We start from the raw sequence: 24,230 nt of genomic DNA, 5'->3' as shown, positions 1-24,230 counted from the left end.
TAAATAAGGAGAGCACAAGATAGCCGAAAAGCTAACCTGTGCCTATCTCTAATTTGGCACTAACTACGTGTAGAAAAGCGATAACCCGCACCACGAACGGTCTGAATAAGACGATCATGGCCCGACTCTTCAACCGCTTTACGTAGGCGGCGAATATGCACATCAACGGTTCGGTCTTCAACATACACGTTGGTGCCCCACACGTTATCAAGCAGTTGTTCACGGCTATAGACGCGTTCTGGGTGTGTCATAAAGAAGTGCAACAAACGGAATTCCGTCGGCCCCATATCGAGTACAGTATCGCCAACACTCACCCTGTGACTGACAGGGTCGAGTAACAATCCTTGTACATCAATGGTTTCTTCAAGGCGAGTTGGCGCACTGCGGCGTAACACCGCTTTGATGCGGGCGACTAGTTCCTTGGGGGAGAAAGGTTTAGTGATGTAGTCATCGGCGCCGACTTCGAGCCCCTTAACCTTATCTTCCTCTTCACCGCGCGCGGTAAGCATAATAATAGGGATCTGGCGGGTAAACTCATCCTGCTTGAGGCGTTTAGCCAATTGAATACCGCTTCCTCCAGGAAACATCCAATCCAACAAAATCAGATCGGGGTAAGGCTCCTTTAGCAGCGCAATGGCCGAATCAAAATCTTCTGCCGCAGAGGTGGTAAACCCATGCTGTTCCATTACAAAAGTCAGCATCTCGCGGATGGCTAACTCGTCTTCTACTATCAATATCCTTGCAGTCATAGGTGATTTTCTGTCAGTGAATGTCAACACGGCTATTATTAGTCATTTTTATTACAGATTTATGAATAAGTGTGCCGTACAAGCTATATAGTAGCGCTAATTGTCATATTAAGTTTATATAACTGTTTGTTTATCGCAATAAAAAAGGAGGCCGAAGCCTCCTTAATTCAATCTTAATACTGAGATTAGAACTTGTGTTCTAAACCAACACCGATGTATTTATCATCATCTGTATTCGCTTCTAAAGAGCGATTGGTATAGAAAGCAAACACTTTAGTCGGCTTGCCTAAGCTGTAATCCGCACCCACTGACCATGAATCACCTAAGTCTTCCATGTCTTGATATTGTGCTTTTAATGTCACAGCATTGATATCATAAGCAGCACTTAACAGGTAACCAGTTGCACTATCTGCAGTCACCTCAACAGGTTCGCCCGTTGTTGTGTTGTATTTGTATGTTTGTTCCTGTTGCTGATACATACCACCTAACTTGATGCCAGCTAACTTGGCTTGTAAGCTAGCACGCACGATTTCATATCCAGACACATCCGAATCGTAGGCTAAAGCTGCATAGACAGCGGTTTTCTTTAACTTAGCGTCACCATACATGGCTGCAACACTGAAACCATCTTGAGCAAATTGACTTTTTACATCATTACCTTCCGCAACATAAGTGACACCAAACACGAAGTCACCAAAAGAAGGTGTTAGGTAAGTCGCTGTTTGAGCGGCACGAACTTCACCTTTAAATAATTTTGTTAAGTCGCCAGAAAGATCGTTAAATTGGTCAACATCACCTTGAGAAATCTTGAGCAAGGTATCGTTACGACCAACGGACAAAGAACCAAAGCCACCTTTTAAACCAACAAATTGATTACGGGCAGTAAAGTTGTCGCTCGATGCGGCACCTGTATCGACTTGATACTCAACAGTATAGAAAGCGGTAAGTGAACTTGATAATTCGAAGTCACCTTTCACACCAAAACGAGAAGCATTACTTTGAATAGATGTTGTAGCGTCACCTTTCTCATCGTTTGATTGAGCGGTAACATTCAACTTACCATAAACAGTCAATGGCTCAGCGGCATAAGCAGAAGCCAGAGTTGCAGAAGCTAGCGCAGAAGCAAGTAGAGTTTTACAAAAAACGTTCATCATTTAATCCTTTCGACGTTATGTTCGTCTTGGTTATTGGTTTGGAACGACCGAAAGTTTGCAATGAATCTGTTTCAGTTTTATTTCAATTGTGACAACTTGGCACTGCCACCATAAAACCGCACCTCCGACAAAAGACAAAACCCATTAACACCAAGGGTTGCAGCTGAGTTTTTCTCAATGTTACATTTTGATGAATTCTGCAACCAAGGCAAAATTTAACGATTTCAGGTAGGTTTACCCCGCCGCAACTATGCCGTAAACTGCGACTTTATTTTTCCAATGAGCGCATCTTATGTGGTTTAAAAATCTTACTCTTTATCGTTTCAATAAACCTTTTTCCATCGAGACAGAAGCACTTGAAACCGCACTTGCCGATTTCACATTTTCCCCGTGCGGCAGCCAAGACGTCAGCAAATTTGGGTTTTCCAATGCCTTAGGTAAACAGGGCAGCACCTTAGTGCACAGCGCCAACAATCGTCATCTAATCTGTGTCACTAAAGAAGAAAAAATTCTTCCTGGTCAAGTAATTAAAGAATCATTAGAAGAAAAAGTGGCACAAATTGAAGACGAAGAAAATCGTAAACTCGCCAAAAAAGAAAAAGATGCGCTAAAAGATGAAATCATCACTAGCCTATTGCCACGCGCTTTTTCGCGCCGCAGCCAAACACGCGCACTGATTTTACCTGAGCTAGAAATAATCCTCGTCGACAGCTCAAGCGCCACTAAGGCAGAAGAATTATTAGCCTTATTACGCAAGGCCTTAGGTAGCTTGCCAGTGATCCCATTAAGCTTTAAAGCACCGATTGAAAGCCAATTAACTGAATGGCTTAAAAATGGCAGCGCCCCCTTACCTTTTGAAATGCAAGATGAAGCTGAGCTGAAATCTGCCGCAGATGAAGGCGGCATAGTACGCTTTAAGCAGCAAGATCTAAAAGAAGACGAAGTACTTGCCCACCTCGAAACCGGTAAAGAAGTGCATAAGCTCGCCCTGCACTTTGGCCTATCGATTGCGCTACTGCTGCAATCCGATGCCAGCGTAAAACGCTTAAAATTCTCCGAAGAATTTAGAGCAGGCAATGATGAGTTGGGTAATGAAGATCCGATGGCGCGCCTCGATGCTGACTTTGCCTTAATGGGCAGTGAATTAGTCGCACTAATGCACGCCCTGGTTTCTGCATTGGGTGGCATTGAAGAGACTCAAGCTTAACGCTTATAACGCTGATCGTATTTGGCCAAGGCTCCTTCCTAGCCAGTATTAGAAAAGTAAAAGGCGCCGCAGTTGGACTCAGTTCACTGCGGCGCCTTTTTAGTATCTATGACTGAAGTAACACATTGGTAGTGATTCGAATAAGCCAACCTAAAGCCCACTCACTCAAATCGCAAACAAGTTAACTTTTCGTCAGCAGCTCACCCTTATTATCAAACGGCCAATCAATGCCCAGCCAAGCCTTGAAGAAGGCTTTTTGCTGTTTAGTCGCCTTCACATCGCCTTTGAGCACTAGCTTGCCGCTTTGTTTCTCACCTAAGGTTAACGCCACTTGCTTGATTTTGTCGTTGTTAAATAAGATGATTTCGACCTTATCACCCACTTTAAAGTCTTTGATGCGCTTATCAAATCCTTGAGCGGTCACCTTTAAGCCATTAATCGCGATAATCTCGTCTCCCGCCATGATACCAGCCCGCCAGGCGGGGCTATTACGCAATACTTGGGCAAGCACCAAAGAACCATATTCGCTGCTTAAGGTCATGCCAGTGAAAGGCTCAGCTTTAGCGTCTTTACCGTAGGACATCACTAATCCTGCCTGAGACAACAAGCTTGAAAACTCAAGGCTCAGTGGACTATTCACATGACTTTGCCACCATGGGCCATAGTCCTTACCCGATAAGTCCTTCAGAATTTGCTGCACATCGGCCACAGTGTACCCCTTAGGCACGCGGTAATCCTGATAAAGTTTACGGTGTACGTCGCGGTATGAATGGGCAAGATTCGAATCCGTCAGCAGAGAAAAATCCAGCGCCAATGAGGCTAAATAACCTTCGGAGTAAATATTCACACTGTGGTTAATGGCATAATCGCCGCCCGTGCTGCTCCACTCGCCTAAACTGGCTTCGGCAACGGATTGAATTTCGCGCCCCGGTGTAAGCTCACTCTTCTCGATGCGTTTGGCGAGGTCTTCTAAAAATTCCTTAGGCGTCATTACACCTGCACGCAGCAATAACTGACCTTGGAAATAACTGGTCGAGCCCTCGGCAATCCATAACAGTTCAGTGATATTTTCATGCTGATAATCGTAGGGAACAAGACCCGCTGGACGATAAGCTTTAACGTTCCAAGTATGAATAAACTCATGGGACGCCGTGCTAATAAAGCGTAGGTAATCCTTACGCTCGCGAAAACTAAACCGCGGCAGTTGAATAACCGTCGAGTTTAAGTGCTCGGTCGCGCCGCCCGCACCGCTGGTGGCATGCACCATATAAACATAACGATCAAAAGGATAATCATCCCAGATCGCTTTAGCTTGGCCACTCAATGCGGTTAAGTCTTTCACCACCTTATCGGCATCGTAGTTGCCTTCACCCCAAAACACTAATTCATAGTCTTTGCCATTAGCACTAAATTTTTTGTGAGTATTCACCCCTGTTTCAATGGGGGAGTCAATTAGCACATCATAATTAGGTGCAATAAATGAATGCGCCATTTTGCCTGACGACATGCCCGAATAACTCTGCCAGTTTTCGGGCACGGTTAATTGTACTGCTACTGGGTCTTCTCGAAATTGCGGGCTATACATTAATACGCCACTGGCATCGAGATAAGCATGGCTTGAATCAATATGACGCACGCGCTGGCCTAATTCATTGGCGTAAAGTTGATAACTCACGGTTACATTGGTTGGATTATCTAAGGCAATTTTCCACTCGCCACTAGCACTGCGTTTCCATGGGAGTGGATTGCCCTTACTGTCTTTTGCCGTGAATAAACGCACGCCATCAGAGAGTGGTAACACTTGGTATTTACCCGTACGCCACACAGGAAGATTAACCGTTAACTCACCTGCTTTCGCTTCGGGAAACGTTACACTCACCTGTGCAAGATGATGTTGGGGTTGGCTTAAATCAATTTTGTAATCCACATCGGCAAATACGTTAGCCGACCCTAATACACTTAATGCCAAAATAGATAATCTATTGGGTTTCACTCTGACTTCCTTCCGTCTTCTGTTATTATGCTTCTTATATTTTTTCCAAGTATAACAAGTCGATGTAGCATCCTCATTAGGCGCTAACAAAAGCTAACAAAATAAGTTCCTTGACTTAGGGAATATAGGGCCACCTACACATGCATAAACTCATTGTTATTTTCGTGACCTTGTTAATATCTATTTCTTTTCAAACCTTGGCGGTCGATCTTGAGGCTGAAGAAATAGAATTGCGTGAAACGCCACAAAAAATGTATGACAGGCTTAATCAGTCGATTTCTTTTCCAATCACCTTTAAGAACCGTGAACAATTCGAACGAGCAGCCCAAGAACAGGGCTACAGCAGTGATGAGTTTGAGCACATACTGCAACTCCTCGCACGGTTAAATCTGGAACCCAATGTCAAAACCAAGGTGGGTTTTCAAGACGCAAACAACTTAATCGAACGTCTGGCAAGCATAGCGCAAACGCCCTTCGAGCAAGCCACCGTCGCCATGCTAAAGGGGCGCTATATCGGTCGCACCGAACAAAAATACCAAGAAGCGATCGCTTTTTATAACGAAGCACTGACACAGATCAGCGAAAGCGTTGATATTGAGTCTATGCTGCTAAAACATACCATCCATGAACATTTAGGTGGCATGCACTTGGTTATTCGCCAAGATGTACCTGCACTAATGCATTTTCACACTTATCGCGATATTGCTTATAAGCTCAGAAACGACTACCTCATCGCGGCTGCCGAATCGAAACTAGGGCACTACTATAATAAAAATCAACAACTAACCAAATCATTGCAACATTATAGTGAAGCGATTCGACTATCAAATCGCTCCAATTATCCGTCAATGAAAACGCATCTTCAGTTACAACTCGCTAAGGTGTATCGTGATTTAAAACAATGGGATGAAGCGTTAAAAAATGCCCACGAAGCCGCAGCAGGATTTAAAAAGCTAGGGAACGATACTTATCTTTCCAGCTGTATGACAGTTATTGCCATGGTGTATGGTGAGCAAGGGGATTGGAACCGCGCCATTGATTACTACCTTAATGCTCAGCAACTCGATGCTAAACGCGGTAATTACATCGCTCAAGGGCTTAATTTCCACAATTTAGGTCAAGCTTATTCGCATCTTAATGATGATGTGAATGCACTTAAGTATTTGTTGATGGCTAATAAAATATTCACTGAAAAACAAAGCCATCATTACTTGGTCTATAACGAATTACTGATTGGTGAAATTGCTCAAGGTAAGCAAGATTGGCCGTTGATGATGGGGCATGCTGAAAACGCTTTAGTGTTGGCGACAGATTTAAATCTACCAGAGGAGCAAAAATCAGCACTGACACAAATCGCCCTTTCGGCAGAAAAACAGCAAGATCAAGCCAAAGTGATCAACACACAAAAAAAGATTATTGAGTTAAACAACTCATTAAAAGACACTGCTAAAGATCCTGGCGTCACTGCTTCAGTCCTTGCTGAACAGCAGCTCAAGTTAGAACTCAATATGATTCAAAGCAAGTTAAATGATGCCATTCAAACCGCTAAGGATACTAATCAATTCCTGGCATTTAGTGGTCTTATCATAACCTTGTTGGTGATAGCAGTTATCTTCTTACTAAATCAACGACGCAAGAGCAAACAGCAAAACGCATCGCTGCTTCAATTAAGCTTAGAAGAACCTTTTACCCATCATAAGGGATATGCTGCACTATTAAACGATCTGACGCTAAACCCGCCTAGCACTCAAACCACTGCGCTAGCTTTAATTGAATTTCGCGACCATATATCGACTGACCTCAATCACGGCCAATATTTTGCCAATACTATGACCCGTCAGCTCACAAACCATATTAGCCATAGTCTGTTTATGCCCGTCTATGTGATCCGCCAAGGCTTATTTGCGGTCAGGTTTACTGAGGCCGTAGAACCACAGCAAGTGTTAACACAACTTCAACAGCAATTCGATAAACAAGCATTTACGCCTAGTTTCAATCTCGGCTTTATCAATTTGCCCCTGCTTGCCAAAGCGGAGATTAACATTGCCCCCAAATTGCTGTTTGAAACCGTGCAAATGGCGCTCGCTGGTGCACGAAGTTTGCCAAATGACACTTGTTATTATGTGAGTCTCAGAGCATTAGATTTTGTGCCACCGACACTGTTTGCCGACCCGCTGTTTTTGCACTTAGAGAAAGGTATTGAACGCGGCCTGATCCGAGTCGAGACGAATGCGATAAAGGAAGATATTGTATGGCCTTGCTGGGAAAATAACCAAAATCGGCATTTGTTAGAAAATATTTGATCAATATCGACAATTAATCACTATCGTACAAGCAAAGCAATTTGCACTCTACGACCATTGTTATAACATTAGAAGCATATGAGTTAAACGCTAATCTGGACAGAGGACGTCATGCTTGTTAGCCCTGCAGAGTTAGGAAAATACTCCGGATGAAGGATTCCAACGCGACTGTTACACAACTTGCATTACTTCAACAGAAACTTCATTCGGCAAAACTTGCCCTCGATGAAGTCAATGAAGATAGAAATGCTAAGTTACAAACTTTACTCCAATTTATTGGTCATTTAAGTCTTGCCTGCAAAGGTCAAAACTTAGAATTGGATAATAAGCTTGCCAAACTTCGCCATAACTTAAATACCTTTGAGCGAGTCGATGAAGCCCTACCTGAATTGGTCGATGTTGAACGCCTATTAAAAGGCCAATACCACCATGTAATGGTACAACTTGAAGAAAGTCGCGCAGGGCTTGCACAGGTCGTCCGCCAAATTCAACGGGTTAACTCTGTACCAGAAAAGCTCAAAAAAGAAATTAACTACTTTAAGCAAGATCTCGCTAAACCGTTCCATACGGTGTGGGAGTACATTCCTAAAGTAAAACAAATTATCGGCTTCTACGACACCATCCTACAGCAACAGTTTAATGAAACTGAAAAGTTAGATGTGTTACCAAAGCACAGACAACTCGCACATGAGTTGGCACAAATGATCTCGGAAATTGAATTCCGTAAAGATCAACGCGATCAAGTGCTTGTCATTAAAGAAATGCTAGCATCCGATATTGAAATCGATAATTTACTGGAGGCTTATCAAACGATTTTATCCCTGCTGCTCGATAATATTGCACGGGAAAAATCCGCCTCTCAGGAATTTCTCTACGCCTTAAACGATGCCTTAGCAGCAGTGCGGGAAGTCGTTAGTGAATCCTATAATCACAACCAGCGTAGTTTCCAACTCAAAACCCAGCTTAATCGTGAAATCAATTCTCGAGTCGATAATGTGGGTGAAGCCATTATCGATACCGACGATATTGTCGACCTCAAAGCACGTTTAACCGAACAGCTCAATTCGATTCGCTCCGCACTCGCCCGCAAAGAAGCCTTAGAACAACGCGAGCAAGCCTTACTGCGTAAATCGATGGAAACCATGCGCAAAGAGCTTAACGAGCTTAGCAACGAGGCCAATACCTACAAAGAACGACTTTTCGAACAACAAAAGCTCAATCTGCTGGACAGCCTAACTCAATTACCTAACCGTGCCGCCCTAGAAGAGCGCATGGAGCTTGAGTATCGCAATTACCAACGTCATAAATCTCCACTATGGATTGCGATTGCAGATATCGATCACTTTAAGAGCATCAATGACAGTTTTGGCCACAGTACCGGGGACAAAACCCTACAGGTCATCGCCATGGCATTAAAAAATTCTTTACGGGATACCGAGTTTGTCGCCCGCTACGGCGGTGAAGAATTTGTGCTCATTTTGCCAGATATTGACGATAACGATATAGCTCAACTTTTAAACAGAGTTAGAGAAAAAGTAAAAAATATTCCATTTAAATTTAAAAATCAGCGGATTACAGTTACAGTATCTATAGGGGCTGCACGAGTCATGGGCAATGAGCTCATACACGAAACCTTTGAGCGCGCCGATGCAGCACTCTACAAAGCAAAACATGAAAGCAGAGACAGGGTCGTGATTGACGTATAACTAAGTCAGACTATACGTCGCTTCTTATCACTCCTGTCGATACGAAGGAGTGATAAATGATAGTAAAAGTCAGCCCTAAGGGCAGCATGGATCAGCTTTCACAACTTGAAGTTGATCGCCTCAAAAAAAGCGCCAAAAGCGCCCTATATCAACTGTATCGTAACTGCTCACTCGCGGTACTCGCCGCGGGTTTAAAGACCGACAATTCTAAAGCACTATTCGAGCAATATCACGACTTCGACATCAATGTACTGCAACGTGAACGCGGGGTTAAGCTCGAGCTTATCAATCCACCGGAACAAGCCTTTGTTGATGGCCAAATTATCACTGGGATCCAAGAGCATTTATTTTCGGTGCTCAGAGATATTCTCTACATCAGCGACAAATACGACACCCTAAAACATATCAATTTAACAAATGCTAGCCACATTACTAACGTCGTGTTTGATATTTTGCGTAATGCCCGCGCCATTGCGCCCATGAAGGATCCTAATGTAGTGGTCTGCTGGGGCGGACACAGCATTAATGCCATCGAATACCAATATACCCGTGAAGTCGGTTATCAACTCGGCCTAAGGGAATTAGATATTTGCACTGGTTGCGGCCCTGGCGCAATGGAAGGCCCGATGAAGGGCGCAGCGATTGGTCACTCTAAACAACGGATTAAAAATGCTCGTTATATTGGTCTCACTGAGCCAAGTATTATCGCCGCCGAGCCGCCTAACCAAATCGTTAACGAGCTGGTGATCTTGCCCGATATCGAAAAACGCCTAGAAGCGTTTGTACGCTTAGGTCACGGCATTATTATCTTCCCCGGCGGTGCGGGTACAGCCGAAGAACTGCTGTATATACTGGGGATTTTGCTCAATAAAGAAAACCAACAAACGCCCTTCCCACTGGTATTAACTGGCCCCAGCGAAAGCGCAGATTATTTTATTAAAATTGATGAGTTTATTGCTGCTACCTTAGGGCCTGAAGCACAACAAAAATACCAAATCATTATCGATAATCCTGCCGAAGTCGCTCGGGTAATGAAGCAAGGCATGGAGCAAGTGAAAAACCATCGCCGTGCCACAGGAGATGCTTACCAATATCAATGGGGGCTAAAAATTGAGCCAGAATTTCAACTGCCCTTCACACCGACCCATGAGGTAATGGCAAACTTAAATTTACATTTTCAAACCAACAAAGCGGAGCTTGCAGCCAACCTGCGCAAAGCCTTTTCGGGTATCGTAGCGGGTAATGTAAAATCCGACACCATCAAACAAATTGAGCAATTAGGTCCCTTCCACATTAAAGGGGATCCGCATTTAATGGAGTTGATGGATAATTTGCTGGGGGCCTTTGTCACCCAGCATAGGATGAAACTGCCGGGAAGCGCTTATGTTCCCTGCTATCAAATCGTGAAGTAAAACAAAAACCGCCAATGAATAAGTTTTTAATTATCGATGGTCTCAACTTAGTCCGCCGGATTTATGCGGCGATCCCAGATGAGAACGATATGGACAGTTTAACGGAGCGTGTGAGTGTCGCCTGCACTAAACTGCTGCGCATTCACCACCCAACCCATGTCGCTATCGTCTGGGATGGGGATGAGATCTCTTGGCGTAAACAGCTCTACCCTGATTATAAAAAGGGCCGTAAACCTATGCCTGAGCCACTGGCGGCGGGCTTAACGGCATTGCAAGAACACCTTAACAGTTTACAAATCCAATCAATTTATGCCGCTGCTGAGGCCGATGATGTTATCGCCACCCTTGCAATGAAAACCGCCAAAGCCCAAGGTGAAGCCATTATTGTGTCGACGGATAAAGGTTTTAGCCAACTCAATCATCCGCGGATCAGCCAGTGGGATCACTTTAATCAGCAATATCTCAACATCGCTGAGCTTGAACAAAAACTGGGAGTCGATCGCAGCCAATTTCTCGATTTAATGGCTCTTGCGGGTGATAGCGGCAATAAAATCCCCGGTATCGCAGGTATTGGCCCTAAATCGGCCGCCGAGTTACTCCGAACCTTTAGAACCTTAGCGACACTGTTTTCCTCGTTGTCCAATCTCGGCGCCAAACAAGCGAAAAAGTTAGCAGAAGGCCGAGATATTGCACGCCTCAGTTATAAGTTAGCCCAACTACAAACCGATTTACCCTTAAACATCAACTTAAAAGATTTTCGGGTCAATAGCCCTATTCATACGCCACCCGTCGACTAGCGCCTCTTGTTAACACTAAGTTGCAATAAAGCCGTTTACCTCAGGTCATCAAAGGCGTATTTTATTCATTTGCCAAATAACACATTGGATATGCAAAGGAATTAGATTCAATGAAATCAAAAACCTCGGTTATTATTGGTAGCATATTTGCCGCCTATGTCGCCTTCGTCGCCGTAGTGGTGCTCGTATATGAGCCCACTCCAGATGAAATGGATTGGGAAGATAGGCAAGTCTATAACAGCCAGAAATTAAACGATTTAACACTCGGGCAAGATATTTCCGCCGTCAAAACCCTATTTGGTAAGGCCGATTTTACAGAGGCAAAATCCCTTAAGGATAGCCAGCTACAAGTGCTCTTTTATCGTACTCACCATGAAAAATCCGATGGCGTGACCAGCAAAGAAGAATGCACCCCGCTGATTTTTAAAGATAATAAACTCGTGGCCTGGGGCGATGATACCTATAAACAGTATCTCGAAGCCGGCACAGATATTGTTAGCCGCACCGCCAAAGAGGTCGAAAGCTCAAGCAAAAATTGATTTTGCTCTGATATCACCATCATCCCTAAGCTAAATATCCAAAGCTTATTAAGCTATCCCCCAAAATGGCAGTGTAAATCAATACATTGCCATTTATGTTCCAGAACTGCTTGGAAGCGAGATAACTTTATTGTCAGGTGTGCAGGATGAATTGTCATTTTCCCCTGTGACACGCCACCCTTTAAGTTAATAAAAATCGTCCCTGAGGCTCGACTAAAACCTAGATGTTTTAAAAGGTCACAGGTACAACAATGCCAATCCTAACTATCCCTCTAGCGGTCGTTCAGCTAAAAAGCAATTGCCCTAAAGCAAGATAGCTTGATCATTAGGTGTACTGAGTGAATTGTCATTGTTTCCCCTGTGACACGCCATAAACTCATCCCTGAGGGCTCTACTAAAACATCCATGTTTTAGAAGGTCACTGGTGCAACAATGCCAATCTTAACCAACCCTCTCGCTGCTCGTTTAGCTAAAAAGCTATTGCCCCAAAGCTTGCTACGGCTAGAAGGCTAGCTCTTGCTTAGTCTGATAGTTTGAGATACATAAAGTAATGAATACCAAAAAGTATGACCTGCCCATGAGAGATTTTAAAAATCGTTACAGTGAATCAGACTTGCCTAGTCTGGTTCATGAGCATCCCCCCCATTACGCGCCTTCGCCCATTAGCTTGTCTTATTGAAAAATAATATTTAAAATCAAATAATTACTAGAGACATGGATTAGTTAATTGGTTTTGAAAACGTGCATTCGCGTTTTCCCAGATGGTATATTTAATCGGAAGCTGATAAGTTCATTACAATACAGATAGTTAACTGTGTTGGTCCAACAACGTTAACCATTATCGCGCATGCGCACAGATAAAATGTTAGAAGAAAAATGAATATTAGAACATTCCTACTAGGTTTGATAATTGCCAATTCATATGCATATGGGGCAGATATGAGAGATATCCCTGGGAAAAAAATAACACTTGATTCCTTAAACGAAATGTTCCAGAACATAAAAAATGAAACATCATGGAATATATCTGGCCCCATGCTCTGGGGGTATTTCTTTACACATCACGAGCCACAGAAATTAGAGCAAGCAGCCGAAGAATTAATAAAACAAGGATATAAATACGTAGATATATACTTGTCTGATAAAGATGATCCTAATGAGCCAGATATCTATTGGTTACATGTAGAAAAGGTTGAAATTCATTCACCTAAGACACTAGATAAAAGAAACGATGAACTATACATCTTTGCAAATAAGTATGCTTTGGATAGCTACGATGGAATGGATGTTGGACCTATGAAGCAATAGTGCATCTAATATAAGTTGCCCAACCGTCTGCTATAGCTCACTTGGCCTCGTTGCGGCTCTTACTATTTTGCAAAAGATAAATCCATAGATATTTTAATCCGAATTTAACGAGTTAGAGTTATTGAGATAACTCATTTATATCCCAAAGTGAGCTCATGAATCACTCTACACCAGACTGATTCACGCGAGCCGCTAAAATCCCTACCATGCCCCTGTTATCCGTATTTAGACTGGAGATATTGAGTGTTGGTTGGTTTGTTGCCAAACGAAGCATTGCTATTAGAAGAGCTAATCCAAATCAGGCTAAGAAGGGGGAATAATCTAGCAAGCTTTTGTCCCAAAGCTTATGAATCGCAACTTTAATTAGATGATATTAATTAACTCTAACTTCCTTTGCAGCATAAAAAACGCCACCTTATGGTGGCGTTTGCTTATAGATAAACCTAAAACAGAAGATTACTCATCATCGGCTTTATATTCGACATAGGCTTCGCCTTGGCTTAACCAAGCTGGTGCGGGTTTACCTTTTAGGTAATGGTCGAAGTATTCCATCATCCGAATGCTGTAATCGAGTTTATTAGGGTATTTCTTCAGATGATGTGGCTCATCTTCGTATTGTAAAAACACCACATCTTTACCCGCACGGCGCATGGCCAAGTACATTTCAACACCTTGCTCCCAGGGCACCGCATCGTCTTTATCGCCAAACATGATCATCAACGGCGTTTGAATGCGATCGGCATAAAACACGGGCGAGTTCTCAATGTATTTTTGTGGCGCTGCAAATAAACTTGCACCTATGCGGCTTTGGCCTGTTTCGTATTGGAATTGGCGTGCAATGCCGGTGCCATGGCGAATACCGCTGTAGGCGCTGGTCATGTTGGCCACTGGCGCCCCCGCCACCGCGGCTTTAAACATCTTAGTTTGGGTGATGGCAAACGCCGTTTGATAACCACTCCAAGAATGCCCTTGTAAACCAATGGCGTTAGCATCGGCAACGCCCATATCGATAAGCTTTTGCACACCCGAGGTCAATGTTTGTACTGAGCTGGCACCGGGATAACCGATATCGAAACGAATATCCGGCAAGAATACCGCGTAACCATTATTCACATACCAAGCAAAGTTGGGTCTGTGGTTAACCTTCATTTGCGGAAAGGCATGCAGTCTGTCGGTCATCAATTCATAGTAGTACACCAGCACAGGATAACGCTCGCCCGCTTGATAGTTGGTCGGTTTTATCAACACACCATCGAGGGGTTTACCATCACCATTGATCCAATGCACTAATTCAGCTTGGCTCCAATTAAAAGCTTGGCGCTGCTTATCAAAATCGGTTTGCTTCACTGCTTGTTGTGGTGCTTGATAGCTTGCAGTGTATAAATCGGGGAAGAGATCAAATCGCTCCTTAGAAAACACCAAGGTATCGGCATCTTTACTGCGCCCAAGCACAGTTAATTTATACTCGCCTTCCATCAGGGTCTTAACGCCCGCTTCGCCAAGGGTCGCTTGATAAAAACCATCGGCCTTAGTCTTGTCGCTGTAACCATGCAGCAGCACAGTAGCGTTATAGGCAAGCGTCGTTGGCTCATCGGGATTATCGACTAAACCTTCAACACGATATTGAATTTTTTGAGCGCGTCCCTGCCCTGCTGTTAAGGCAAAGCCCGTTTTCGATGCGGTATTAAACTGCCACACATCGAATTTATCGTAGACGAGGAAGCCGGCATCGTCCTTAAGCCAAGGGCCAAAACCATAACCCGGCGCATTGGAGGGAGAATCATGATCTTCATCGGCAAAACTCACCTTTAAAGACTGGGTCAGATTAGTGCGGCGACCTTCGGCAATATCGTATAAATACACATGACCTTGCTGATAATAGGCCACATATTTACCGTCGCCCGATAAGCTTGGCTCAGCATCACTGGATTGTTGGGTTAACAGCGGCAACTTGCGACCCGTGTTGATATCCACCAAGTAATAATCTTGATAGAACCCTGCCCAAGTGATCATCTTGCGATAGGGTAAGTCAGAACTTGCCAGCATAAAACGCTTATGCTGTGACAGGGCCACATCTGGCACCGTTTTATCGCCAAGCTGCACCACATTGTTAGAGCCTAAATGCAGCACGGCTAAATAAGTACGCTTTTGCTCTGCTTCATATTGCTTGATTTCATGGGGTTTAATCCGCGGATCTTCCCCATGCCAAACCTTAAGCCCGCGCTGGCCAGTCACAATCTCTTTATCATAAAGATCTTTTTCTTCGGCGATTTTCTTCAGGCTGAGCTGTTGGCTCACCTCAGGCACACGGCCAAAGAAGAGCCGTTCACTGTCTAATGAAAAGTTTAAACTGGCGTAACGATTTAACGTCCACTCTTTAGTGTTTGGCACAGGGCGAATTTTGCCCGAAGCGATATCGACTAGGCTTAACTGATAGCTGCGGCCATAGGGTAATTCACTCGCATCCCCCTGAGTAAAGGCCAGCCAGCGACCATTTTTTGAAAGTGCTAGCGCGCCTATTTGTTGGGTTTGAGACTCAAATACCGTTGATTTTTTGTAGTTTTTCAAATCAATTAGTTGTAATTGATGTTGCTTTGCTTCGATATCATTAACCGTGACGGCCAAGCGGCGACTGTCTTTATCAAACTGATAGGCGGTCACATGCTCCAGATCCACCCGCTGCGAAGGCGAAGATAGATTCACTAAGCTAAAACGACGGCCTTGGTCGAACTTATCAATCTTCACCTTTTCGGCTTTGGGCTTATCTTCGATGCCTTCGCTCTTCTCTTTGGCGTCTTTCTTGGCCTCTTCGTCGACTTCAAACCAAATGGCTAAATGCGCGCCATCGTCACTAAAGACAAATTCTTTTACCCGTTCAAATTTGGTTTGCGTGCCCGTTTGGGTATCGAGCAACACCATATCGGCCTTAAGCTTTTTCTTAGCTTTAGTATCGCTGGTTTCAACTTTAAGCAAACTAGGCTTAACCGCCATCGCTACATAACGGCCTGTGTGACTCACGATAGGGTCTGAGCCGCCTTCAATCTGAAAGTCTTTTCCTGATTGCAGATTTTTAATTAAACCATGGCTATCGCCACGATCCGGCGCCACCTCAACCGCCAGCACTTGACCATTGTCAGCGATAACGGGCTTTTCGAGGGACTCAAAATGCATAATGTCGGTCAGGGTAAGCGGTTTAGTGCTAGTTTCAGCATGGGCATGCGGCAATATTCCGAGGGATAACAGCACTAGCGATGTGATAGGTAATAACTTCAATGTCTTCCTCTTTTATGTAGTTGTTAGACTAAAGTAGACTTTTTTAACCATTGGCTCTCCATCATCGTTATAACCCAGTATTTTTACAAGTTTTACCCAATAAAAAATCGTGATATTGCTCACTAATTCCTGTGAAGTTTGACCAAACACGGTTAAAATAATAGGGAGAAAAAATACCAAATTCATAGTCATGTTACCCGGCTGATCCCGGGTCGGACAATTGCAGTAACGACGAACCGTGGAAGGACTTCTCCATGTCAAAAAGAACGATAACCGTAATTCCAGGTGATGGAATTGGCCCAAGTATTATTGATTCAGCCTTAAAAATTCTTGATAAAGCAGGTTGTGATTTTGAATATGAATTTGCCGATGCAGGCTTAACCGCTCTCGAGAAGCAAGGCGAACTACTTCCGCAGCGTACTTTAGAACTGATCGAAAAAAACCGCATCACCCTAAAAGGCCCGCTGACGACACCAGTAGGCGAAGGCTTCACCTCTATCAACGTGACATTACGTAAGAAATTCGGCCTGTACGCGAACGTGCGTCCGGTGTTGTCTTTCAAAGGCACTCAAGCCCGTTATGAAAACATTGATATCATCACAGTGCGTGAAAACACCGAAGGCATGTACTCAGGCCACGGTCAGAAGGTTTCTGAAGACGGCAGCACCGCAGAAGCGACCAGTATCGTCACTCGCCAAGGCGCTGAGCAAATCGCGACCTTCGCCTACGAACTGGCCCGTAAAGAAAACCGCAAGAAAGTCACTATCGTGCACAAAGCAAACATCATGAAGTCAACTTCAGGTCTGTTCCTGAAAGTGGCCCGTGAAGTAAGCCAACGCTACCCAGACATCAAAACTGAAGAAATGATCGTCGATGCGACTTGCATGAAGCTAGTGATGAACCCAGAAAACTTCGACGTCATCGTGACCACCAACCTGTTTGGTGACATTCTGTCGGATCTGTGTGCCGGTTTAGTCGGTGGTTTAGGTATGGCACCCGGCGCCAACATTGGCCGTGATGCAGCGATTTTCGAAGCGGTTCACGGCAGCGCGCCAGATATCGCAGGTAAAAACCTCGCTAACCCAACCTCTGTGATCTTAGCCTCTATCCAAATGCTGGAATACTTAGGCATGGCTGATAAAGCCGACATGATCCGTAAAGCCGTATCGGCAGTGATTGAAGAAGGCGACCGTACGACTCGCGATTTAGGCGGCACCCACGGTACGACTGACTTCACTCAAGCGGTGCTTGACCGCCTGTCATAATCGCTTTGCGCGAAACAAAAAACGCACCTTAGGGTGCGTTTTTTATGGCCGCCCTAGCAGAACAGCCAAATAAAAAGCCCCAAACATTACTTGGGGCTTCACTCACTAACAGAACGGTAAAAAACCGTAGATTAGTTCCAAGGCTGGCTAGGTTTAAGCCATAAGTGCACCGTCACTTCATCGCGGTCATGGTATAAGTGCTTACACTGCAACTGGAATTCGTTGATGCCGTTTTCCTTGAGGATTTCCTGCATGGTATTCAAAATCGCCATCACTTCTTTATAACGGCTCTTCATCGGCAGCTTGAGGTTGAAAATGGCTTCTTTAAACCAGCCATTGATGGCCCAAGCCTCAATCAGCTCGGCTACACGCGCCGGTTTTTCAACCATGTCACACACTAACCAATAAATGTTTTTACGCTGTGGCTCGAAGCGGAAACCATCCTCACGGAAATGTTTCACTTGTCCGGTTTCCATCAGTTTTTCGTTCATTGGGCCATTGTCGACCGCGGAGACCATCATGCCACGACGCACTAACTGATAGGTCCAGCCACCTGGGCAAGCGCCTAAGTCCACCGCATTCATGCCGCTGCGAACCCGCTCTTCCTGCGCTTCTTTAGGCACAAACTGCGCGAATGCTTCATCGAGTTTCAGGCTTGAGCGACTTGGTGCATCGGCGGCCATTTTCAGGCGCGGGATCCCCATAAAATAGGGTGAGCTGTTGTTGCTGAAGGAATAACCAACGTAGGCGCGTCCTGGGCCAACAAAACACACATGAATAATCGGACGCTTAGGGTTTTCCTGAGCGAGTAAACTACCGGATTTTTTCAAATGCTGGCGTAAAGGCACAGTAAACTTACGGCAAAATGCCGACAGCTCTTTTGCTTCATTGGTATCAGGGGTTTCAACCCTCAGCTCGCCCGCTTTACTCACCTCACTGAGCGCTGCCACAATCGGGCTGACACGGTCAGACTCGGGCAAATCGGCTAGCAGTTCACTCGCGGCAAACATCTGACGAGCAAAGATCAGCGAATCTAACGACAACTGCTTAGCCAAGGTATCGCCGCCATCATCGTCAAAACATTGGTATACCACATAGGCATCGTTATTGTTGGCCTTAACAAAGCCACCCACATTGAGCTCAGCCGCTCGCTGTTGGATTTCTGCTGCGCATTCTTTCTCATAGCCTGCACGGCAAAATAAAAATAGGTTTTTCATGGAGATCCTTAAGAAATCCAAGCCATAAACATGGCCGACTATCGATTTGGGCGCCAGTATAGCAATTTCAATACACAAAAGCCCGATTTGCTATCGGGCTTTTGTGCTATTGGCTGCGTGGACGCACGGCGCAGTGGCTGCGCCATACAAGCATTATGACTCGTTACCATCCACCACTTTATGGCGCCATACGGCCGCGGCCAGCAATAACCAACCTAAGAGGAAACAGCCGCCGCCCATCGGCGTGATAGGGCCAAACCATTTGCTGCCGACCAGCGCCAAACCGTAGAGCGAGCCAGAAAACAGCACTATACCCGCAATAAATAAATACGCCGCCCAATCGAGTAAACGTGAGGTTAACCACTGCCCCGCAAAAGCAACCACAATCAAGGCAAAGGTATGGTAGAAGTGGTATTGCACCCCAAGATTAAACACTTCAATCAACTCTGGGGGCGCCACGGCTTTTAAACCGTGGGCACCAAAAGCACCTAGCGCGACCGCAAAAAATCCGCTTACCGCGGCGAGTAACAACAATCCTTTACGCATTTTAACCTCCAAAAACCAATAGGCTTTACAACGGATGACGCCCGAGCCGTTAATCCAGACTCTGAGCACTTTACGTCATATCAAGAAGAAACATTAGCCAATAAATTTTGCTGATAAATCAACAGCCAGTGCAAGGTTAGCCGCTTCAGTCGTACCTGACGACTTTCTTGGGACAAAACTATGATCCCCATCGGCTAAGTATTCAATTTGGATATCGCGCTTAAGCGGCCAGCTAGAGATTTGCATCTTACCGCCAAACTTATCCCGCTCCCCTTGCAGCACTAACACGGGCACTTGGCAGTCGTTCAGGGGTTCCAACCTAGGCTCACCGCCCTTAAGCGGAATAAAGGGATAACCTAAACAAATAACCCTATCGATACGGCTGGCTTGTACGCTATCACAAGCCAGTAACGCCGCCATGCGTCCGCCCATGGATTTGCCCATCAAGACCACCCGCTTAACCTTAGGCTGAGCGTGCGCCACATCGAGCATCTCGCTAAAACAGGCAAGCAGCTTTGGTGCCCTGTCTGGCGGTCGCTTTTTACCATCCATGGCATTAGCCTGCATGTAGGGAAAATTAAAACGCATCACTTGAAAGCCCTTGTCGACAAGACCTGCGGCCATTTGGCACATAAAGTCTGAGTCTCGATTCGCTCCCGCGCCATGGGCAAATAAAATCAAGATCTCTGAGGGTTCACCTTCTAACACATGGGCACTTAGTGCAACATTTACCAACGGATTATCCGGGCAACAACTCACTGCGTGACTCCTCGGCAAACATATCTAACATCCACTCACGAAACGCGACCACTTTACCCAGCTCGGCATGATTCTGTTGGCAAACGAGGTAGTAAGCATCTTTGCTCACTAGCACTTCTTGAAATGGGCATACCAGTCGTCCCGCCTTAATATCGGGCCGAGCCAACACGCTATAACCTAACGCCACACCTTGACCATGAGCCGCTGCCTGCAAGACGAGGGAAGAATGACTGAAAATTGGACCTTGGTTCACATTGATATCGGTAATACCGCATTGTCTAAACCACGCCTGCCAATCGTGGCGACTCATATCGTGTAGCAATGTATGGTGTTTTAAATCTTCCGGCTTTGACAGCGGCTTAGGGCCATTTAACAGCATGGGTGAACACACCGGAATAAGCACTTCATTGCGAAGTTTATCGGCCCGCAGCCCAGGCCAATTGCCTAAACCATAATAGATCGCGACATCAACATCGTCAGTTAAGGAACTGGCCTCTGTGTCCACCGCCTTGATCCGTACGTCAATATCAGGATTCTTTTCACTAAACTTGGACAGACGCGGCACCAGCCACTGAATCGCAAAGCTTGGCGACATGCTCACGGTCAACGAACCAATAGCACTACGTGCGAGCAGCCTATCGGTCGCATCAGCCAATTGAATAAAGATGTCCTTAATATCGAGAAAATAACTCTGGCCTTCCTCGGTTAGCAGCAGTGAACGATTTTTTCGGCGAAATAATTTTAATCCGAGAAAATCTTCCAGCGCTTTAATTTGATGACTCACCGCAGCCTGAGTCACAAACAATTCTTCAGCCGCTCGAGTAAAGCTCAAATGCCGTGCGGCGGCCTCAAATGCTTTAACCGCATTCAGTGGTGGTAAGCGTCTTGACATAGTGATCTCTATCTCAATTTTTAATTAGTTTTTCTAATCCGTATTGTTACATTTAATCGTTTGTAAAGGCCAGCATTTTTGATTAAATTTTGCGCCAACGAAACACATGAGTTGGACAATCTCGAACGGGTGATGGGAATGTCTGACAGCAATACTTTGTCAGCCCGGAGGCGACTATGTTCAATTTAAAATCTGCTTTTGCGTTAGTGTTAGTCAGCGCACTCAGTGCCAATGTCTACGCTAATGTTATCAATGCTGAAATTATTATCGACACCAGTGATTTACAAACAAGTATCAATGCCGAACTGACGGCAACGATGGAAAAAATGCACCAAGAAGCGCTGCAAGATCCCACCTTATTGATTGCCGATGAGGTGTTACCAGCACAGCAAGTGGTCAAAACCGAGTAAATTGCACTGCTTCGCAATAACATAAAAGCCGCATTCCAATGCGGCTTTTTTGTATTCATAATCCCGTAGATTGCTGCATATCAAGGTCAAACCCGAGGCTTGACCTTGCATACACTTTGCTGGTTATCGCTTAAGGGCGGTAAACCTTAACATTGTGATAACCTTGCTCAATCAGGTAAAGTGCCTGTAATTTACTCATCACGCCACGCTCACAGTACAGCAGGTAAGTCTTTTGCTTATCGAGATCGGCAAACTGAGTCGCTAATTTGAAGAAAGGAATGCGCTTGATTTCCACGCCTTCAATCTCCAGCGGTTTATTCTCTTCTTCCTCTGGGGCGCGAATATCAATCACCACTTCATTGGTGTCGATAGCAACAACGGTCTCAGTTTCAGTGATACGGGTATTCATTTGTTCTGCTATCTCCCGGATATCAATGGCCACGGCTTGCTCTACGATACGGTCAATCAAATCCTCAGAGAATTTCGTCTCTTCCGCTTCCACCTTAGCCAGTACCGCTTTAACAGTCGGCTTTTGTGAAATCACCCCGCAATATTCCGGCATAGACTTAGCAAAATCTTCGGTGCCGATACGACGGCATTCATTGATAATATCTTGCTTATCCATAGTGATCAGCGGACGCAAAATCAACATATCGGTGCAACGATCAATCACGTTTAAGTTGGTTAAGGTTTGGCTCGACACTTGACCCAAGCTTTCACCAGTCACAATCGCCTGAATGCCCATACGCTCGGCAATACGTGCCGCGGTGCGCATCATCATCCGTTTGAGCACCACGCCCATTTGACCATTGTCGATTTTCTCTAAAATCTCGGCCACCACAGGCTCAAACGGCACGGACACAAACTTCACCTTGTGGGATTCACCATAGGTTTTCCACAAATGGTAAGCAACCTGCTTAACGCCAATCTCATGCTGCGCGCCGCCTAGGTTGAAGAAACAGTAATGGGTACGAGCGCCCTTCTTAATAAATTGATAACTCGATACGCCCGAGTCAAAACCGCCCGAAATTAACGACAACACATCTTCCTGCGTTGCCATTGGGAAACCGCCTAAGCCTTCGATACGCTTAGTCACCATATACAGTTTATCGCCCTCGATTTCGAGGTTAACAGTGACTTCGGGGTTCTTTAAGCGCACGCCAATCGCATCGGTAAACTGGTTTAAGCCACCACCGACATAACGCTCTACTTCAATAGAGTTAAAATCGTGATTACCAGTGCGCTTGACGCGTACACAGAAGGTTTTGCCGGCAATTTGGTCGCGATAAACGGGCAACACTTGCTGATAAATATCATCCACAGAGGTAAAGCTGTATTCATCCACTTGCACTACGTGGGCGATCCCAGGGATACAAGCTAAACGCTCACCAAAGGCCTGAGCTAATTCAGGTTTATCATTTGGCACCTTTACCCAAATACGGTCCCATTGACGTTGCACTTTAGCATCTTCATCAACTTTTTTGAGCACGTTACGGATGTTGGTTTCAAGCATTTTGGTGAAGCGCATGCGCACGGGCTTGCTCTTCATCATGATTTCTGGGTACAGCTTTACAATAAACTTCATGGGATTTCCGCGGGCAATTTTGTAAACAGCAAAATTGGTTAAAAGAATAATCGCCGGATTATAACAAACTCACGGCAATTGGCGCACCTGTTTCCACACACGGACTGCTCGTGGCGTGCGCTTATGCACAAGTCAAAAAAATCACATAGAAAAACGCCGTGAAACATTCACGGCGTTTTATTCAAGCTTAACGCTAATTCCCTACTTGAATTTCCTGAGATTCTTTTGCCTTACCCTGCTCAATAGCAATCTCAACGCGGCGATTTCGTGCGCGGTTTTCAGGTGAGTCATTAGGCACAATGGGATTATTCGACGCCATACCGACAACTTTCATCCGCTTGGGATCAAAACCCTTTACTTGCAGCAGCACATCGGCCACCGCCACAGCGCGTTTGCTGGAGAGATCCCAGTTCGAGCTGTAGAGCTCATCGCTTATCTGCATATCGTCGGTGTAACCGGATACGGTAACAATCCCTGGCACATCCTTGAGCAACTCACCAACAGAACGCACTACAGGCTTAAATCTCGGTTGCAAGAACCCCGAACCAGACGCAAATGACCCCTTTTCACGAATACGGATAATGATTTGCTGCCCAAGTGACTCGATTTCAATGGCGCCATCGGTGATCTCTTTATTGAGCTCCTGCGCCATTTTTTTCACTTGTTGATTAATTTTATCCTGCGCCGCTGCGGCTTCGGCCTTCACTGCATCCGCCGTTTCTTGGGCCGTAGCGGTTGCTTCACCGCCCCGCTGCGAACCATTTTGCTGCTGCACACCACCCGCGCTATCGTCTTCACCCGCTTGGAAATCCAACGTGGGTTCGGTCATTTCGTTGGTTTGTTGGTTAATGATTTCAATCGGTGTGGGATCGGGACGGCCAGGACGAAACTCCAACGCAATCACAGACGTCCCCTTAGGAATATCTTTGACTTCGACCTTATTTTGTACCCCGAAGGCATACTTCATCGAGCCTGCAATCTGCTTAAATTTCATCACGTCCATTTCGGAGAATGACAGCAGCAGCACGAAGAAACACATCAAGAGGGACATCAAATCGGCAAATGTTGCCAACCAGAGCGGCGCTCCGGGCGGTGGACAGTTGCACTTAGCCATG

General features: G+C 45.3%; 19 protein-coding genes. 9 read left to right on the top strand and 10 right to left on the bottom strand.

The annotated features are described in order from the left end of the window. Positions 1 to 59 precede the first annotated feature (59 nt). Both phoB and IEY09_RS10750 read right to left on the bottom strand, forming a co-directional pair. A complete protein-coding gene (phoB, locus tag IEY09_RS10755; protein WP_011071727.1) occupies positions 60 to 749 on the bottom strand; it encodes a phosphate regulon transcriptional regulator PhoB in 690 nt (229 codons plus the stop codon). Between the two features lie 185 nt (positions 750 to 934). Continuing rightward, positions 935 to 1,903: a porin gene (locus tag IEY09_RS10750; protein WP_188871014.1), complete on the bottom strand. Its 969-nt coding sequence runs from the start codon at positions 1,901 to 1,903 to the stop codon at positions 935 to 937. A gap of 292 nt (positions 1,904 to 2,195) precedes the next feature. On the opposite strand from IEY09_RS10750, the gene rdgC reads away from it, so the two are divergent. Continuing rightward, the gene (gene rdgC / locus IEY09_RS10745; protein WP_188871012.1) at positions 2,196 to 3,110 is read left to right on the top strand and encodes a recombination-associated protein RdgC; all 915 of its coding nucleotides are present in this window, start codon (positions 2,196 to 2,198) and stop codon (positions 3,108 to 3,110) included. 181 nt (positions 3,111 to 3,291) lie between these two features. Here rdgC and IEY09_RS10740 read toward each other — a convergent pair whose 3' ends face one another. Next, positions 3,292 to 5,103, bottom strand: coding sequence for a M61 family metallopeptidase (locus IEY09_RS10740; protein ID WP_188871010.1), 1,812 nt, complete (start codon positions 5,101 to 5,103; stop codon positions 3,292 to 3,294). A 140-nt stretch (positions 5,104 to 5,243) separates the two neighbouring features. Here IEY09_RS10740 and IEY09_RS10735 point away from each other — a divergent pair, with 140 nt between their 5' ends. The 6 genes from IEY09_RS10735 to IEY09_RS10710 all read left to right on the top strand — a co-directional run bounded on the left by IEY09_RS10735 (position 5,244) and on the right by IEY09_RS10710 (position 13,168). Beyond that, positions 5,244 to 7,406, top strand: coding sequence for a tetratricopeptide repeat protein (locus tag IEY09_RS10735; RefSeq protein ID WP_188871008.1), 2,163 nt, complete (start codon positions 5,244 to 5,246; stop codon positions 7,404 to 7,406). A gap of 149 nt (positions 7,407 to 7,555) precedes the next feature. Then, positions 7,556 to 9,112, top strand: coding sequence for a GGDEF domain-containing protein (locus tag IEY09_RS10730; RefSeq protein WP_037416573.1), 1,557 nt, complete (start codon positions 7,556 to 7,558; stop codon positions 9,110 to 9,112). 56 nt (positions 9,113 to 9,168) lie between these two features. Beyond that, positions 9,169 to 10,524 (top strand): nucleotide 5'-monophosphate nucleosidase PpnN, encoded by a 1,356-nt coding sequence (gene ppnN, locus IEY09_RS10725; RefSeq protein WP_188871006.1) that lies wholly within the window; start codon positions 9,169 to 9,171, stop codon positions 10,522 to 10,524. 14 nt (positions 10,525 to 10,538) lie between these two features. Further along, positions 10,539 to 11,321 (top strand): flap endonuclease Xni, encoded by a 783-nt coding sequence (gene xni, locus IEY09_RS10720; RefSeq protein ID WP_144375540.1) that lies wholly within the window; start codon positions 10,539 to 10,541, stop codon positions 11,319 to 11,321. 110 nt (positions 11,322 to 11,431) lie between these two features. Continuing rightward, positions 11,432 to 11,860 carry a DUF3192 domain-containing protein gene (locus tag IEY09_RS10715; protein ID WP_037416564.1) on the top strand — a complete coding sequence of 143 codons (429 nt, stop codon included), beginning with the start codon at positions 11,432 to 11,434 and terminating at the stop codon, positions 11,858 to 11,860. Between the two features lie 876 nt (positions 11,861 to 12,736). Beyond that, positions 12,737 to 13,168, top strand: a complete 432-nt coding sequence (locus IEY09_RS10710) for a ribonuclease E inhibitor RraB (protein WP_229777861.1) — start codon at positions 12,737 to 12,739, stop codon at positions 13,166 to 13,168. Between the two features lie 456 nt (positions 13,169 to 13,624). On the opposite strand, the gene IEY09_RS10705 is transcribed toward IEY09_RS10710, so the two are convergent. Further along, positions 13,625 to 16,441 (bottom strand): S9 family peptidase, encoded by a 2,817-nt coding sequence (locus tag IEY09_RS10705; RefSeq protein ID WP_188871004.1) that lies wholly within the window; start codon positions 16,439 to 16,441, stop codon positions 13,625 to 13,627. Between the two features lie 254 nt (positions 16,442 to 16,695). Here IEY09_RS10705 and IEY09_RS10700 point away from each other — a divergent pair, with 254 nt between their 5' ends. After that, positions 16,696 to 17,706, top strand: coding sequence for an isocitrate dehydrogenase (locus tag IEY09_RS10700; RefSeq protein WP_037416541.1), 1,011 nt, complete (start codon positions 16,696 to 16,698; stop codon positions 17,704 to 17,706). 131 nt (positions 17,707 to 17,837) lie between these two features. Here the strand turns inward: IEY09_RS10700 and rlmM are convergent, their stop codons facing one another. The 4 genes from rlmM to IEY09_RS10680 form a co-directional block, all read right to left on the bottom strand. Continuing rightward, the gene (gene rlmM / locus IEY09_RS10695; RefSeq protein WP_037416532.1) at positions 17,838 to 18,923 is read right to left on the bottom strand and encodes a 23S rRNA (cytidine(2498)-2'-O)-methyltransferase RlmM; all 1,086 of its coding nucleotides are present in this window, start codon (positions 18,921 to 18,923) and stop codon (positions 17,838 to 17,840) included. A 153-nt stretch (positions 18,924 to 19,076) separates the two neighbouring features. After that, positions 19,077 to 19,469, bottom strand: coding sequence for a DUF423 domain-containing protein (locus tag IEY09_RS10690; RefSeq protein ID WP_037416529.1), 393 nt, complete (start codon positions 19,467 to 19,469; stop codon positions 19,077 to 19,079). Positions 19,470 to 19,562: 93 nt separating this feature from the next. Next, the gene (locus tag IEY09_RS10685) at positions 19,563 to 20,228 is read right to left on the bottom strand and encodes an alpha/beta fold hydrolase (protein WP_037425829.1); all 666 of its coding nucleotides are present in this window, start codon (positions 20,226 to 20,228) and stop codon (positions 19,563 to 19,565) included. Next, complete coding sequence (locus IEY09_RS10680; protein WP_037416523.1) at positions 20,209 to 21,120, bottom strand: transcriptional regulator GcvA; 912 nt, start codon at positions 21,118 to 21,120, stop codon at positions 20,209 to 20,211. Before IEY09_RS10680 ends, IEY09_RS10685 begins: the two co-directional genes overlap by 20 nt. Before the next feature lie 176 nt (positions 21,121 to 21,296). Here IEY09_RS10680 and IEY09_RS10675 point away from each other — a divergent pair, with 176 nt between their 5' ends. After that, a complete protein-coding gene (locus IEY09_RS10675) occupies positions 21,297 to 21,530 on the top strand; it encodes a hypothetical protein (protein ID WP_037416521.1) in 234 nt (77 codons plus the stop codon). Positions 21,531 to 21,660: 130 nt separating this feature from the next. Here IEY09_RS10675 and thiI read toward each other — a convergent pair whose 3' ends face one another. Together thiI and IEY09_RS10665 are read right to left on the bottom strand one after the other, a co-directional pair. Then, complete coding sequence (gene thiI / locus IEY09_RS10670; protein WP_037425834.1) at positions 21,661 to 23,115, bottom strand: tRNA uracil 4-sulfurtransferase ThiI; 1,455 nt, start codon at positions 23,113 to 23,115, stop codon at positions 21,661 to 21,663. Positions 23,116 to 23,308: 193 nt separating this feature from the next. Beyond that, positions 23,309 to 24,229 (bottom strand): flagellar motor protein MotB, encoded by a 921-nt coding sequence (locus IEY09_RS10665; RefSeq protein WP_188871002.1) that lies wholly within the window; start codon positions 24,227 to 24,229, stop codon positions 23,309 to 23,311. Position 24,230: the final 1 nt, after the last annotated feature.

This window comes from Shewanella xiamenensis (assembly GCF_014647135.1).
Lineage (GTDB): Bacteria > Pseudomonadota > Gammaproteobacteria > Enterobacterales > Shewanellaceae > Shewanella > Shewanella xiamenensis.
This window is presented reverse-complemented; position numbering and strand designations above follow the sequence as displayed.